The organism is Jeotgalibacillus soli (assembly GCF_000829435.1).
Taxonomy (GTDB): domain Bacteria; phylum Bacillota; class Bacilli; order Bacillales; family Jeotgalibacillaceae; genus Jeotgalibacillus; species Jeotgalibacillus soli.
Genome location: NZ_JXRP01000009.1, coordinates 354423 through 369205 on the forward strand (window position 1 = coordinate 354423; position 14783 = coordinate 369205).

General features: G+C 40.7%; 15 protein-coding genes. 9 read left to right on the forward strand and 6 right to left on the reverse strand.

Annotation, left to right across the window (positions count from 1 at the left end):
* Positions 1–3 precede the first annotated feature (3 nt).
* From KP78_RS04740 to nagE, 4 genes are read right to left on the reverse strand one after another with little or no spacing between them, the layout of a single operon-like run.
* Positions 4–729: a GntR family transcriptional regulator gene (locus KP78_RS04740; protein ID WP_041086749.1), complete on the reverse strand. Its 726-nt coding sequence runs from the start codon at positions 727–729 to the stop codon at positions 4–6.
* Positions 730–749: 20 nt separating this feature from the next.
* Positions 750–1478 carry a glucosamine-6-phosphate deaminase gene (gene nagB / locus KP78_RS04745; RefSeq protein ID WP_041086751.1) on the reverse strand — a complete coding sequence of 243 codons (729 nt, stop codon included), beginning with the start codon at positions 1476–1478 and terminating at the stop codon, positions 750–752.
* A complete protein-coding gene (gene nagA / locus KP78_RS04750; RefSeq protein WP_041086753.1) occupies positions 1475–2662 on the reverse strand; it encodes an N-acetylglucosamine-6-phosphate deacetylase in 1188 nt (395 codons plus the stop codon). Before nagA ends, nagB begins: the two co-directional genes overlap by 4 nt.
* Positions 2663–2721: 59 nt before the next feature.
* On the reverse strand, positions 2722–4635 hold the full coding sequence (nagE, locus tag KP78_RS04755) for an N-acetylglucosamine-specific PTS transporter subunit IIBC (RefSeq protein ID WP_041086755.1): 1914 nt from the start codon (positions 4633–4635) through the stop codon (positions 2722–2724).
* 367 nt (positions 4636–5002) lie between these two features.
* Between nagE and KP78_RS04760 the strand changes: the two genes are divergently transcribed.
* Positions 5003–5779 carry a DeoR/GlpR family DNA-binding transcription regulator gene (locus KP78_RS04760; protein ID WP_041086756.1) on the forward strand — a complete coding sequence of 259 codons (777 nt, stop codon included), beginning with the start codon at positions 5003–5005 and terminating at the stop codon, positions 5777–5779.
* Positions 5775–6650 (forward strand): Cof-type HAD-IIB family hydrolase, encoded by an 876-nt coding sequence (locus KP78_RS04765; RefSeq protein WP_041087506.1) that lies wholly within the window; start codon positions 5775–5777, stop codon positions 6648–6650. Before KP78_RS04760 ends, KP78_RS04765 begins: the two co-directional genes overlap by 5 nt.
* Positions 6651–6671: 21 nt before the next feature.
* Here the strand turns inward: KP78_RS04765 and KP78_RS19690 are convergent, their stop codons facing one another.
* Positions 6672–6941: a hypothetical protein gene (locus KP78_RS19690; protein ID WP_479691200.1), complete on the reverse strand. Its 270-nt coding sequence runs from the start codon at positions 6939–6941 to the stop codon at positions 6672–6674.
* On the reverse strand, positions 6938–7063 hold the full coding sequence (locus KP78_RS20930) for a hypothetical protein (protein ID WP_268747504.1): 126 nt from the start codon (positions 7061–7063) through the stop codon (positions 6938–6940). The genes KP78_RS19690 and KP78_RS20930 overlap by 4 nt, the downstream gene beginning before the upstream one ends.
* A gap of 505 nt (positions 7064–7568) precedes the next feature.
* On the opposite strand from KP78_RS20930, the gene KP78_RS04770 reads away from it, so the two are divergent.
* From KP78_RS04770 to murQ, 7 genes are all read left to right on the forward strand, one after another.
* Positions 7569–8573 carry a GNAT family N-acetyltransferase gene (locus tag KP78_RS04770; RefSeq protein WP_041086757.1) on the forward strand — a complete coding sequence of 335 codons (1005 nt, stop codon included), beginning with the start codon at positions 7569–7571 and terminating at the stop codon, positions 8571–8573.
* Between the two features lie 80 nt (positions 8574–8653).
* On the forward strand, positions 8654–10036 hold the full coding sequence (locus KP78_RS04775; RefSeq protein WP_041086758.1) for an ABC transporter substrate-binding protein: 1383 nt from the start codon (positions 8654–8656) through the stop codon (positions 10034–10036).
* Positions 10037–10145: 109 nt separating this feature from the next.
* Positions 10146–11051, forward strand: coding sequence for a carbohydrate ABC transporter permease (locus KP78_RS04780; protein WP_052474670.1), 906 nt, complete (start codon positions 10146–10148; stop codon positions 11049–11051).
* 10 nt (positions 11052–11061) lie between these two features.
* Positions 11062–11949: a carbohydrate ABC transporter permease gene (locus KP78_RS04785; protein WP_084219723.1), complete on the forward strand. Its 888-nt coding sequence runs from the start codon at positions 11062–11064 to the stop codon at positions 11947–11949.
* Between the two features lie 12 nt (positions 11950–11961).
* On the forward strand, positions 11962–13065 hold the full coding sequence (locus KP78_RS04790) for an ABC transporter ATP-binding protein (protein WP_041086760.1): 1104 nt from the start codon (positions 11962–11964) through the stop codon (positions 13063–13065).
* Between the two features lie 30 nt (positions 13066–13095).
* Positions 13096–13800, forward strand: coding sequence for a hypothetical protein (locus KP78_RS18500; RefSeq protein ID WP_052474587.1), 705 nt, complete (start codon positions 13096–13098; stop codon positions 13798–13800).
* A 19-nt stretch (positions 13801–13819) separates the two neighbouring features.
* Positions 13820–14728: an N-acetylmuramic acid 6-phosphate etherase gene (gene murQ, locus KP78_RS04800; RefSeq protein WP_235420836.1), complete on the forward strand. Its 909-nt coding sequence runs from the start codon at positions 13820–13822 to the stop codon at positions 14726–14728.
* Positions 14729–14783 lie beyond the last annotated feature (55 nt).

Genomic DNA, 14783 nt, shown 5'->3' on the forward strand with positions numbered 1-14783 from the left:
CTCCTATTGTCTTGAAATATTGCTAATAAATTTATAGCGATCTGCGCGGTAGATGGATTGAACGACTTCAAAGGGAACCCCATTTTGTAAATAGCTGAGACGTTCAATCAATAATACAGCAGAAGGAACTGAAATATGCAAAAGCTCTGCTTCATCCTCAGTTGCGTTAGCCGCTTCAATTCCTTGAGTTGCACGGCCAATTGTTTGTTTCTTTACTCCTTCGACAAAGGAGTAAAAAGAACCTTGAAGGATTGCCTCATTCAACTCTGGGAAAAGCTTAATTGGAATATAGGTCTTTTCAATCGCCATTGGTTTGGCATCAGCATATCTAATTCGTTGTACGATGTATACCTCATCTGATTCATTCAGAGAAAGCTTGCGTGCAATATCTGATGAAGAAGGAGCGGTCGTAAAGCTTAAAAGCTTACTGCTAGGCTCCATTCCTCTTGCCTTCATATCCTCTGTAAAGCTGGTCATTCCTAACAAAGGCTGTTCAATTTTGTGCTCAGCAACAAAAGTTCCTCGGCCTTTTTCACGATACAATAAGCCGCTGCTTACTAAATTTAATACGGCTTGACGAACAGTCATGCGGCTGACGCCATACATTTCTGAAAGCTCACGCTCGGATGGTATGGAATCTCCTGAAGAGAATTCATCTTGCTTGATACGAAGCTTAATGTCTTCCTCGATTTGGTAATACATTGGTAACGGTGATTGTTTATCTACCATGAGTCTTCCAACTTTCTTTATTATTCCATTTCTTTATATGCCTCTTTATCCACAATTAAGGTGACATTCGGGTGTCCGTATAAAGCGGAAGCGGGAAATGCCTCATTTGCTTCTCCTGTAAGAAGTCGTTGGATCGCCGCTGCTTTTTTGGCACCTGAAGCGAGCAATAAAATATGCTTGCTTTTTAAAATAGATTTGATTCCCATCGTAATGGCGTGAGTGGGGACGTCCTCAGGGGAAGAGAAAAAACGGGCATTTGCTTCTCTTGTAGAATGGGCAAGCTCAGTTATATGAGTAATTCCTGCAAATGAGCTTCCAGGTTCATTAAAGCCAATATGTCCATTTTGACCAATCCCCAACACTTGTATATCCGGAGGTCCGACCTCGTCAATCACTAATTCATATCGCTTGCATTCATCTAGCAGGGAAGAGGCGTCACCACTAGGGATATGGGTCTGTTTCAAAGGGATATTTATATGATTAAACAAACGTTTGTTCATGAAAACATGATAGCTTTGAGGGTGATGTTTGTCTAATCCAACATATTCATCCAGATTCAACGTATGAACATGCTTGTAGGACACATCTCTTTCACGGTGGCCTTGAATCAACTCCTCATATAAACCAAGAGGAGTGCTGCCAGTTGCCAAACCCAGAACGGAACCGAGTTTTGTTTGAAGCTGCTCCTCAATGATTTTGGCGGCTTCTTTGCTCAGTGCTTCATAATGATCGGCTACGATAATGTTCATTGGAAAAGCTCCTCCTTTTGGTAGCTGATTTTGCCTCTGCAAATGGTATGCTGCACGGTCCATTTTTGATCGAGCAAAACGAGATCAGCATCCTTGCCGACAGTAATACTACCTTTACGGTCATATACACCAATTTGTTTGGCTGCATTGGAGGAAGTGATTTTCACAAGCTCTTCCATGGATAAATTCGTTTGTGATTTCATATTCTTAATCGCATCCTGAAAGGTTAAAATACTGCCAGCAAGCGTGCCGTCCTTGAGCCTTGCTTCATTACCAGCAACGAACACCTCCTGGCCGCCCAAATCATAGGTACCGTCAGGAAGTCCTTTTGCCCGCATCGCATCTGTTATAAGGATGGTTCGGTCCGCTCCTTTTATTGAATACGCAAGCTTTACTGCTTCTGGATGGATATGAACGAAATCAACAATCATTTCAATTATCAGTTCATTGTGTAAAAATGCAGCCCCAACCACGCCTGGCTCACGATGATGAAGCCCGCTCATTTGGTTGAAGAGATGAGTGATATGACGGGCGCCTTGATTAATCGCTTCTTTCACTTCAGCACTTGTCGCGTTTGAATGACCGATCGAAGCGACGACATGCTGATCTGCTGCGTATTTGAAAAAGGCTTGTCCACCGTCTGTTTCGGGAGCAGCCGTTACAAGTCTTATCTTTTCACCACTCGCTTTTTGCCATTGATCGAAAAGTACGGCATTTGGTGCAATAATATGCTCTAGAGGCTGAGCTCCGGCTTTTTTGCTTGAAATAAAAGGACCTTCAAGGTGTATGCCGAGTATTTCAGCCTGCCCATGATCTGGCTGTTCGTTCATATAATGACCCGCCATCATCAATGCTTTCGTGATGGCTTCTTTGGATTGGGTGATAGTGGTGGCAAGAAAGCTTGTTGTCCCTTCTTTTGGAAGAGTCTGAGCCATTCCAGCCAATGCTTCTTTGGTTGCATCCATCACATCATGTCCTGCAGCACCGTGAATATGAAGATCAATAAAGCCGGGTACAAGCGTCCAGTTTTTTCCGGTGCCGTCGAGTACGAGGTCGGCCTTTTGCTCCAGCTTTTCAGCAATTTCTTGTATTTTCCCGTTTTGAATAAACAAATCTCCCTGCAAAGATATCCCATCTTCTAATATAATCTTGACATTGGAAATCTTCATTGAATGATCCAGCATTATTCACTCTCCTTTCAACGGATTAGGGAGAGAGCTTATTCTCTCCGTGACATTTATCTTTATTTAAAGGTAACTATTGCAGTTTGGCCAAGCGGCTGCTGGTCTGTTTTAAGTAAATGTACTTTTTCTTGAACAAGATTTGTAAAAATAACCGGTGTGACGATGGAAGGGGCATGTTCTTTAATATAGGCAAGGTCAACTTTGATTAATGGAGTTCCTTGCTGAACAAGCTGTCCTTCCTTGACAAGTGTTTCAAAGCCTTGTCCTTCAAGCTTTACGGTATCAAGACCAATATGAATTAATAATTCAATCCCTGTGTCCGTTTCAATGCCAATCGCATGTTTGGTAGGGAAGAGGCTTATGACTTTTCCGTTTACAGGGGAAACAAATGTATCGCCTGATGGTTCAATGCCAAAGCCTTGTCCCATCATTCCTTGAGCAAACACTTCATCAGGTACTTGATCAAGCGGAATAATTTTTCCTTCAATCGGCATCATAAACTCGTCCTCATCCAGCTGTTTTGCAATGGATACAGTTTTTTCAGCTGGTGCTGATGATAGGGCTGCTGGCTCAGGGTTTCCGTTTTGCACGCGTGTTTTCATCGCATCAGCTAAGAATTCTACATTGGTCCCAATAATGACTTGCAAATTTGTTTTGCTGATTCTCATCATTCCACGTGCACCGTGCCGTTTAAGTGCTTTTTCATCTGCTAGATCGGCATTTTGAACTTGCAGACGTAAACGAGTCGTACAATAGTCGATTGATTGAATGTTTTCTGTACCTCCGAGTGCTTCAATCGTATGGTATGCTCTCACATCATAGCCATCCCCGCTTGCAGCGGATGAACTTACATTGTTTTCGGCAAGCTCACTCTCATCTTCACGACCAGGTGTTTTCAGGTCGAGCTTAATGATAAGGAAGTAAAAAATGATAAAATAAACAGCACCCATTCCTAGTCCGATGAAGATCAGCGTAATCGGATTTTGCGCTAGATTGTAATTTAAAATAAAATCGATCACGCCAGCTGAAAAGCCGAAGCCATGTTTTGCATCAAAGGCAAAAGCAATCATCATTGAAGCCCCTGTTAAAAGTGCATGGACGACATAAAGAAGAGGGGACAAAAACATAAATGTGAATTCAATTGGCTCCGTTACCCCTGTAAGGAAGGCGGTAAGGGCAATACTGATAAAAAAGCCGCCAACTGCAGCTTTTCTTTCTTTTTTCGCAGTAACATACATTGCTAAGCAGGCTGCTGGCAAACCAAACATCATAACAGGGAAGAAACCTGCAAGAAAAGCTCCTGCATTTGGATCGCCATTCAAGAAGCGGTTAATTTCTCCTCTGACAGTTTCCCCTTGTGCATTAATAAAGGTTCCAAAATCGAACCAGATCATTGTGTTGATCACATGGTGCAATCCAACAGGAATCAGAAGTCGGTTAAAGAAGCCGTAAGCTCCAACGCCAATCGCACCAGCATTAAGTATCCACTCACCTATGGCATCTATTCCACTTTGAACAGGTGCCCATGTGTAGCCGAATAGAGCAGCGAGAAGCACCATTGCCGCCGATGTAATGATAGGAACAAATCGTTTTCCCCCGAAAAAGGCAAGCCAGTCCGGCAGTTTAATCGCATAAAAACGATTGTAGAGAAGTCCTGCTACAACCCCTGCAATGATTCCCGCAAAAACACCCATACTAATGGAATCATTAATAGCTGTAATTCCACTTGTTAGCACTAAATAGCCAATCGCTCCAGACATGGCCGCAGCTCCGCTATTATCATGTGCAAAGCCCATCGCAATACCAATTGCAAAAATTAAGGCAAGATTGCTTAAAATTCCGTTCCCGGCGGCAGTCATAAATGGTATGTCCAGCATATCTTCATACCCTATACGTACAAGCAAAGCAGCAGCTGGTAGCGTGGCAATCGGAAACATTAGTGATTTACCGATCTTTTGTAAAAAATTCAGCATCATTTCCACCCCTTTTATTTTAATAAATTCTGTAAACTAGCGTATCACCTTAATGTATAGTTGTCTATACCAATTTAACTTCTTTGCCTGTTGATTTTCACTTCAGGCGTTCGCTTTCTGCGGGGCGGTGAACCTTGCAGATCTCAGCCGCACCTGTGGGTTCTCACTTGTCTCGCTTCATCCCGCAGAAGTATCGCGTCTTCCGCACCTTTCAACACCGTGCAACAATCAATAATGGATTTAATATAACTATAAATAGATATCTACTTGCATTTTTTAATGAAAAAACTTAAAATAATTAAAAATATGATTTATTTTACTTAATTTATGCAAAATAGACAGCTTTTAAGGAGGTAATCCTAAAACGATGTACCAAGACGAGCGCTTACGGCAAATTGTTGAGCATCTCTCTTTGCATAAACGAATTTCCATCGATGAAATATGCTCATTGTTTGATGTGTCGCGCGATACTGCCAGACGTGATCTTGTAAAGCTTGAGGAGCAAAGAGCAATCATTCGAACAAGAGGAGGAGCCATTTTATCTTCAAAGAGGCATGAAGTTAAAAATTATCAGTACCGTTTGACAACGGTGTCGGAAGAAAAGAAGAAAATTGGTCAAAAAGCAGCTTCTCTTATTTCGAAGGGGGAACGTGTGATCCTTGATGCATCAACGACGGTTCAGGCTGCAGCTGAATTTTTGGATGTGGTTGAATGTACGGTCATCACAAATTCAATCAACCAGGCTGATATCCTTTCGCAGCATTCGACTCTCCGCATTCATTTAATGGGAGGAGAGCTTGAGAAGGAGCATCGTTTTCTTTACGGGGCTTCTGTCGTTGAACGCTTGTCTCATTACCATGTAGAGAAAGCATTTATCGGGGTGGTTGGGATTTCGGAAAACGGATTGACGATAGCCCATGTTGAGGACGGTATTGTGAAACAGCAAATGATGAAACAGGCGGAGCAGGTCATTGTACTGGCCGACCATTCCAAATTTGGTGTAACCGATTTTTTTCAATTCGCCACGCTAAAGGATGTGGATATGCTGATCACCGATCAAATTCCCCCAGATTCTTTTATTGAAATGTTATCAGCATACAATGTAGAACTGATCGTTACGGAGGAGGACGAAATAGATGATTAAATTAATTGCCATTGATTTGGATGGAACGCTTTTAAATAGCCAGAATGAAATTAGTGATGAAAACAAAACAGCGATTAAGCAAGCGCAAAAAGCTGGAATAGAAGTTGTAATTGCAACAGGGAGAGCACATTTTGATGTGCAGGAAATTTTTAAGGATACAGAGATTTCAACGTGGATTATTGCAGCAAATGGTGCAACAATCCACAGCCCGGACGGCAAGCTGTTTTCCTCGGTGCCAATTGATAAAGAGACGGCTCTTCAGGCGATTGCGTGGCTGGAAGAGGAAGGTTATTATTACGAAGTCTTCAGTAATGAAGCCATTTACACGCCTCAAAAGGGACGTGAGCTTCTGGAAATTGAAATGGACCGAGTGAAAAGTGCGAATGAAGATGTTGATCGAGCAACCCTTGAAGAAGCGGCAGCCAAGCAATACAGCCAATCCGGTTTCTCATTTATCTCTTCTCCGAAGGAACTGGAGCCAGCTTCCATCGATATCTTTAATATTCTCGCATTTTCTTTTCATCAGGAAAAGCTGAATAAAGGTTGGGAGAAATTTAAAGGAAGAGATGATTTAACGTTAGTTACGTCCGCTCATCATAACTTTGAGCTCGAGCATAGCCAGGCTTCAAAAGGACATGCGTTAACAAGGCTTGCATCCAACTTCAATATACCGTTGCATGAAACGATGGCGATTGGCGACAGTATGAATGATTTTTCAATGATGGCTATTGCAGGCAAACGTGTGGCCATGGGAAATGCGCGTCCCGAGATTCAGCATATTGCAGATGAAATTACACTGCGAAATGATGAGCATGGCGTTGCAGAAGCACTAAAGAAAATATATGCAGAAAAAGCATCGGCTCCCTTTTAATAACGAGGTAGTCGATGCTTTTTACATGGATGTCCTAGTTTTGTGAACGTGAAGCCACTCCAAACCGTTCGGCTGAAAAGGGGATTTGATTAAAACGGTGCTTGAAAAACAATGTGTAATATTTTCTCCATCATCGTGATGCTCTTTAAACGTTACGACAACCATCTTTTCATCTTCATGATGCCTCTCCATTTCATCAATTGTAAACCTTACATAATCGTGCCGGCCGTATTGTCTCCGCATCGCCCGAATCATATTGCCGCGGTCAACGTGATGACCGCTTGGAGTCAGCCGCTATGTAAGATGCCTTCTAATCTTTCAAATACTTCCGGGGTGTCTGGCAGGGTACCTTGAAACCATTCCTCAAAAAATTCATGAATTTCGATAATTTCTATTTCCCATAATGAGCGCATACGCTGGGTCTTCCCTTGTAGTTGAGCCAAGTACAGGAAAGGCTTCTATTTTTCTTGCTTGTATATCTTACGATGGTTTTCAAGATTCATGATAGATTGGGAAAATACTATTTATTTGATCATGTTATGAGGATTATACATATTCATGGCATGTGATAGCAGATGAAAGAAGTGTAGAGCTATGGTCCATTTTATGACTGTGAATAGCTTTAAACTGTTTTGCTGGTAAATGACTGGATTTAGAAAAACGAAATGGCCCGCCTGATGATAATCAATCCCAGATTAGCATCAGGCGGGCCTCTTTTTTTATAATAAAATCAAAATGCCTGATTCGGAATTAAAAATAAATTTACAAAACTTTAATAAAGTATTGATATTTTTTTTTAAAAAACTATAATCAGAATATAATATGTTTTTTGATAATTAATTTCACATGCAGCTAGTTCTCTTTTTTTATGCTGATCATTGGATTTTGTTTAGGTATTCATTTGAATGGAGGGGTCGAATGGAGTTTCGTCCATTACATAAGATTCCAGTAAATGTTGTGGTTTCTTTATGGAATAGTAATTTGGGTGAGTCTTTCCCTATGCGTGAAGCATTATGGGAACAAAACACAAGCCATGAAATTAACCTACTCCAAGATGCCTCTCTGGGCGCATTTCAAAAAGATGAATTAGTCGGCTTTGTTGCAGCAAAGCTTTTAAAGGATCCACTAAGTGCTGAGATGAATTCTACTATCGCTTGGATTCAGGCATTGCTTGTTGATAAACATCATCGAAATGAAATGATAGGCTCTGAGCTGCTATTGTATGCTGAAGCTGAATTAAAGAAAAAGGATATCAATGAAATCCAGCTGGGGAGAGATGTCTATCATTATTTCCCAGGCGTTCCTGCAAATGATAAAAATACAATCAGCTGGTTTGAACATAAAGGATACCAGCAAGAAACGATTGTAACAGATCTCACAAAAAATGTTTTCAATCAATCTTTATATAAGCTGCATAACGAAAAAAACGAACAGTTGGAATTTCGTGTTTTAACAGAGAATGATCTTATCAGTCTCCTTGCTTTTCTGAAAACGGTGTTTCCAGGCCGCTGGCATTACGAAGCAGAAGCCTACGTCCAAGCGACGGGAAATGGAAGAGATTTTATTGGATTGTTCAAGGATGGTCAGCTTAAAGGCTTTTGCCGTATAAATGATGGGAAGTTTTCCATCATCCCTCAAAATATCTATTGGTCACCGCTCTTGAAAGGTTCACTTGGTGGGATTGGTCCACTCGGGATTTCACCTGAAATACGGGGGCAGCAAGTTGGGCTAGACCTTGTAAAGTCCGCTGCTAATGAGCTAATGAAGAGAAAGATGGATCATATTGTGATTGATTGGACAGAACTTGTACCATTTTATGAAAAGCTTGGTTTTAAACCTTGGAAGAAATATGTCACGATGTCAAAAAAACTCTATACCTCTCGAATTAACCGGCTTGAGAGGGGGGATTTTCAAATCAATTAAGATAATTTAGGGAGCATCATGATTTACATAATATAGAAAAGTTATCGGTTCTGAACAAGAAAAAGAAATGGGGGATTGGGATGAAGAAATTTGGTTTATTTGCACTCATGATGATTTTTGCAATTGTACTGGCTGCCTGTCAAGGTGAGGAAAGCGGAAGTGAAAGCGGAGGCGAAAGTGAAAGCAATGCCAGCGAACAAGAAGTAACGGTATGGACATATCCACATTATCAAGCTAATGAAGAAACAGGACAACAGTCGTATGAAGACGATTTAAAAGATTTAATTGCAGAGTATGAAGAGGAAAATCCAGGGGTTACAGTAAAGCATGAAATTCTATCTTGGGCTGAGGGCGGGAATAAATTTACTGCTGCTCTTAACTCAGGAAATCCCCCTGATATATTCTTTAGTTTATTTGATGAAAAATATGTAAATACAGGGTTGGCAGTGCCAATCAGTGATTATGTAACGGATGAAGATTTAGAGGATCTAAATGATTTTGGTGAGCAAATGTATACCTACGAAGACGAGCTTTGGGGATTCCCTCACTATATCTCTGTTCATACATGGGGCGGGAACCGTGCAATGCTAGAAGAAGCTGGTGTGGATGTAGAGAAAGTTCAGCAAGAGGGCTGGACATGGGATGAATTTTATGAAATCGCAAAGGCTGGAACAAAAACAGTTGATGGGCAACAAGTCTATGGTTTCATCACACAAGGACAAAATGAAGAAACATTCACACAGTTAATGATGCAAAACGGTGTTCGCAACATGGTTACTGAAGATGGTAAATTCATGTTTACAGGTGATAAAGCACTCGAAACACTTTCATTTTTAGAAAAGCTCCGTAAAGATGGCATTATGCCGGCAGAAACAGGCGGTATTGATCCAGCGAAAGCGGACGAGATGTTTAACAATGGCCAAGGGATGGTTTATGGTCGAACAGGTCCTTATAAAATTGGTGAAAATGAAAACCGTAACGCGGAAATTGATGCAGGTAAAATCGAAGGAGAAAAAATAGATTTCGTTTTGCTTCCGCTTCCTCACAATGAAGGGGAAAAAGAAAATGCATTCGGAGGCGCGGGTGGTTTGATGTTATTTAAACAAAAGGATGATAAAGGGGAAGAGCATACTGAAAACGCAGCAAAGCTATTATTGAAATTAACAAGTACTGAATCAGGTAAATTAGGTGCAACACTATCTATCCCGCCTTCCCGTCAGTCGGGTCAAGAAATGTACCAAGAAGAGCTAAGACTTGATACGCCAAATGGTCAGTTTATCCAACGCTACATTACGACGTTAACGCCAGCTGCAAAATTGTCTGAGGAGCTTGCTCCGAATGTAGGGAAATTAAGAACTGAGTCCATTACGCCAAATTATCAATCTTTCATTATTGGAAATGCATCTCCTGAAGAAACGGTTAAAGCTTGGGAAGAATATGCTGACGGCTTAGGATTAGAATAAGCTGCTAGAACCCAGGCCTCGCCGTGAGGTCTGGGTTCTCTTCTTAGAACAATGTGCAAAAAGCCTGAAAGGAGATGAGTGCATGCTTGCATCCCACCATTCATCTAAAATGAATAAAAAGAGATTTACTTGGGAAAATACCGTGCAGTTTTTTAAAGACTACGGCTGGTGTTATGCGTTTATCTTAGTACCTGTTATTCTATTTGTTTTGTTTACGGTTTACCCGCTTGTAATGGCATTTATCTACAGCTTTCAAAAGTACAGTGTACTTGGATCTGAATGGATCGGCTTAGATAATTACAGAAGCTTGATGGACAGTCCTGTATTTTGGAAGGCCATGAAAAATACATTGATTTATACAGTGGCTACTGTGCCGGTTAACATTTTAATTACACTTTTTCTAGCATTAATGATTTTTCCATTAAATAATAAATCACAAACATTTTTTAAAGCGGCTTTCTATTTGCCTGGTGTTACATCAGGTATTACGATGTCCCTCATTTGGCTGTGGATTTTTGATCCAACTGGAGCTGGTTTACTCAACGCTGTGTTCGATTTCCTTGGACTTGACTCGGTGATGTGGCTGGCAAATCCTGATACAGCACTTTTTTCGCTCATTCTCATGACCTATCTCGGGGCACATGGTGCAGGTATTTTACTTTACTTGGCTGCTATGGGGGGAATTCCTAAATCCTTGTACGAAGCGGCGGATATTGATTCAGCGAGCTGGTGGTCAAAGTTAAAAAATATTACATGGCCGCTGTTAAAGCCTACTACTCTATATTTATTAGTTATGGGAGTCATCGCTTCATTCCAAGTGTTTGAACAGGCATATGTTATGACGATGGGCGGACCAAATTTAGCGACAACAACAGTTGCTTATTTGATCTATGAACATGCCTTTCTATCGTTCGAATTTGGACTTGCAGCTGCAGAATCATTTGTTTTAGGCTTCATCATCATTATCATTTCAGTGATTCAATTCAAATTCATGTCTTCAGATATTGAGTACTAGGAGGTGCAGTATGGCGACAAACCACCAACAAATCCAACTTCAATTGGATGAGAAAAAAGATAAACAACGAAAAATATTTAAAATAGTCGGGCTATCTGTTATCTACATAGTACTTACGATCTGGGCGATTTTAACGTTTGTACCGCTTATTTGGATGTTTATTTCCTCAATAAAGGATACGACTTCTATTACTCAAGTGCCTCCTCAGCTAATACCGGATCAGCCTACGCTTGATGCGTACAGACGTGTATTCGATGTGGGCGGCTTTGCACGCTGGTTTTTAAATAGTGTGATTGTGTCTACCATTTTAACCATTTCGAATGTCGTTTTAGCTTCACTGGCCGGATATGCGTTTGCGAAGCTTAAGTTTCCTGGACGTAATACGATTTTCTGGATCCTTCTTGGTTCAATGATGATTCCAGGTCAAATCACGCTTATTCCGCTTTACATTTTGATTGTTAATACATTTCAAATGGCGGATACGTATTTAGCGCTAGTTATTCCAACACTCGTTACAACAGCCAATATTTTTCTTGCACGTCAGTTCATGGCCTCGCTGCCATCAACATTAATTGACGCAGCTCGAATTGATGCTTGTTCAGAACCAAAGATTTTTTGGAAGGTCATATTACCTATGGCAAAACCAGGTTTAGCCGTACTCGGTATTTTTACGTTTGTTGCAAATTGGAATAACTTCTTTTGGCCATTCCTAGTAACAAGTTCAAACGAAATGCGTACGCTTCAGGTAGGATTAACTAGTTTTAGATATCAATATACTGCCGATTACGGAGCGATGATGGCAGGTGCCGTACTAACAGCCATTCCAATGTTTATCGTATTTTTGGCATTACAAAAGTATTTCCTTAAAGGCATCACGATTGGTGCAGTGAAGGGTTAGGAGGGTGACTTTATGTCTGAAGTTCGATTTGTAAATGTGTCGAAAGAATTCGAGGATGATAATAAAGGCAAGTTCACAGCAGTGAATGATGCTACTTTTACGATAGAAGATAAAGAGTTCATGGTATTCGTAGGTCCTTCAGGTTGTGGTAAAACGACGTCGCTGCGTATGATTGCCGGTTTAGAACGACAAACGTCTGGTGATATCTATATCGGGGACAGAACGGTTAATAAAGCTCATCCAAAAGATCGTGACATTGCAATGGTATTCCAGGATTACGCTTTGTATCCGCATATGACCATTCGTGAGAATATGTCGTTTGGTTTGAAAAACTTAAAACGACCAAAGGAAGAGATCGAGAAAAAAGTAAGTGAAGCTGCTCAAATTTTAAGTTTAGAAAATTTACTAGATCGAAAACCTCGTGAACTAAGTGGAGGGCAACGTCAGCGGGTCGCCGTTGGACGTGCCATTGTGCGTAATCCTAAAGTTTTTCTGTTTGACGAGCCTCTTAGTAATTTGGATGCGAAGCTGCGTGTGCAAATGAGGATGGAACTATCTGAATTACATAAACGATTGGGAGCCACAATTGTATATGTGACACATGACCAAGTTGAAGCAATGACACTTGGCACGCGTATTGTCGTAATGAATCAAGGGGAAATTCAACAAATCGATACGCCAGAAGAGCTGTATAAAAATCCTAAAAATATGTTTGTTGCTGGATTTATCGGCTCTCCTCCTATGAATTTTGTCAGAGGCAGACTAGACGGTAACATCGTTCAAACCGTTGAGCATGCATTAGTTGTCCCAGAAGACAAATTGCTTAAGTATGCGGAGTATCAAGGAAAAGAAGTTGTTCTTGGTATTCGCCCAGAGGATGTCATAAATATCGAGCATTTACCTGACGCGCCAGCACAGAACGTAATCGAACCTGTGATAAAGATTGTCGAGCATTTAGGTTCAGAGTTCTTAGTCTATTTTGGGATTGGCGAGGAAACAATTGTTGGAAAGATCAGCTCTGATTACCATATGGAGGTATTTAAGAAACACCAGCTTTACATCAATATGGAGAAAATGACGCTCTTTGATCCTCAGACTCAAATGCGGATTGGTTAATATAGCAGCAACCTTAAGGAGGACGTCAAGATGAATTCTGTAAGTCATGTATTGCTTAAATCAGGGAGCCTAGTATACGTCAATATCGTGGAGGTAGTGCTGGTCAGTATAATGTGGTCGATTCTGATCGTGCCGGCAATCATCATTTTACCGCTTCAAACAGCATTCGTCTATTTAGCGTTTATTGCCATTCCTGCGTCAGCTGCAGCGGTATACGCAATAAATCGCCGATTGAATCATGAAAAAAACACCATTAAGTTATTTTGGAAAGGCTTTTTTACTCTTTATCGAAAAAGCTTGTTACTATCTTTTTTCATTTCTTTAGCGGTGCTAATACCTTTATCTACTTGGTGGTATTACCAGTCAGTAGATTCAAGCTATGCTCTTTTCATTTTTAGTGTTTTTCAAACCTATCTTTGTGTCATGTTTTTACTTACCCAAATGTATTCACTTACACTCATTGCTGTGCATGGATCGAAAACAATGAAAGCGATGAATCAATCGATTCGATATTTTCTGAAGTATCCGTGGTATACGATCATATTTTTTATCCAGGTAATCTCAATTACAGCCCTATTGGCAGTAACTTTTATTGGTTTTTTTCTGCTCTATGTCGGCATAATCTCGCTTTTAATTCGGACAAGTGCTCTTAATGTCATGAATGGCTTTAGCAAGGAACAAGAGAAAAAAGAGAAAGAACAAACAACATATTCAAACAGTACGCTACGCATATAGAGGAGCGTGATTTAAGGTGGTGTCAAAAAATTTGATCTCCGAACTGCAAACAGAAAGAAGGAATGAACATTCAACGGAACTTGACCAATTAAGTGCAAAAGAAATTGTTCTCTTGATGAATAAAGAAGATCACACCGTCGCTCAAGCTGTTAATCTCGTATTGGATTCAGTTGAAAAAGCGGTTGAATTAGCTGTTGACACTATAAAAAATGGCGGAAGGCTGATCTATATAGGTGCTGGTACATCCGGAAGAATGGGGATCATGGATGCAGTGGAGTGTCCTCCAACATTTAGTACATCTCCAGACGTTGTTCAGGCGGTTGTGGCTGGCGGCGAATCCGCTTTTAAGACTGCTATAGAAGGTGCTGAAGATAAGGAGCAACAAGGGGCGGAGGATTTAAGAAAGATCGTACTGAGTCCCAAAGATACTGTTGTTGGAATTGCTGCAAGCGGCCGTACACCTTATGTATTGGGCGGATTGCTTTATGCAAAGGAAATAGGAGCAAAAACCGTCGCCATTTCAAATAATAAAAACGCGGTGATTAGTTCTTGTGCAGAAGTGGCTATTGAGGCAGTGACAGGTCCAGAAGTCTTAACTGGCTCAACACGTCTAAAAGCTGCAACTGCACAAAAAATGATTTTAAATATGATTTCAACTGCTTCAATGATTCAACTTGGTAAAACATATGAAAACTTAATGATTGATTTAAATGTAAGTAATTACAAATTAAAAGAACGCGCAAAACAAATGATTTCAACCATTACTAACCTAAGCTTAGAAGAGTCCGAGCTTTTACTTGAGCAAGCAAATCTTAAAGTGAAAACTGCGCTTGTTATGCATTTTTTAGGAGCCGCTCGTGAAGAAGCCGAACAGAAGTTAGCTTATTCACATGGATTCGTACGTCACGCCCTGAATAAGGAGCGCTAAGATGCCAGAACTCTTTGCCAGACTTGTGTGAAGGGTCTGGCTTTTATTACATATA

What these genes read in the sequence shown, in the direction of transcription:
- KP78_RS04740 (WP_041086749.1), bottom strand. Translation starts at nt 729, where the DNA reads ATGGTAGATAAACAATCACCGTTACCAATGTATTACCAAATCGAGGAA.
- nagB (WP_041086751.1), bottom strand. Translation starts at nt 1,478, where the DNA reads ATGAACATTATCGTAGCCGATCATTATGAAGCACTGAGCAAAGAAGCC.
- nagA (WP_041086753.1), bottom strand. Translation starts at nt 2,662, where the DNA reads ATGCTGGATCATTCAATGAAGATTTCCAATGTCAAGATTATATTAGAA.
- nagE (WP_041086755.1), bottom strand. Translation starts at nt 4,635, where the DNA reads ATGCTGAATTTTTTACAAAAGATCGGTAAATCACTAATGTTTCCGATT.
- KP78_RS04760 (WP_041086756.1), top strand. Translation starts at nt 5,003, where the DNA reads ATGTACCAAGACGAGCGCTTACGGCAAATTGTTGAGCATCTCTCTTTG.
- KP78_RS20930 (WP_268747504.1), bottom strand. Translation starts at nt 7,063, where the DNA reads ATGCGCTCATTATGGGAAATAGAAATTATCGAAATTCATGAATTTTTT.
- KP78_RS04770 (WP_041086757.1), top strand. Translation starts at nt 7,569, where the DNA reads ATGGAGTTTCGTCCATTACATAAGATTCCAGTAAATGTTGTGGTTTCT.
- KP78_RS04775 (WP_041086758.1), top strand. Translation starts at nt 8,654, where the DNA reads ATGAAGAAATTTGGTTTATTTGCACTCATGATGATTTTTGCAATTGTA.
- KP78_RS04780 (WP_052474670.1), top strand. Translation starts at nt 10,146, where the DNA reads ATGAATAAAAAGAGATTTACTTGGGAAAATACCGTGCAGTTTTTTAAA.
- KP78_RS04785 (WP_084219723.1), top strand. Translation starts at nt 11,062, where the DNA reads ATGGCGACAAACCACCAACAAATCCAACTTCAATTGGATGAGAAAAAA.
- KP78_RS04790 (WP_041086760.1), top strand. Translation starts at nt 11,962, where the DNA reads ATGTCTGAAGTTCGATTTGTAAATGTGTCGAAAGAATTCGAGGATGAT.
- KP78_RS18500 (WP_052474587.1), top strand. Translation starts at nt 13,096, where the DNA reads ATGAATTCTGTAAGTCATGTATTGCTTAAATCAGGGAGCCTAGTATAC.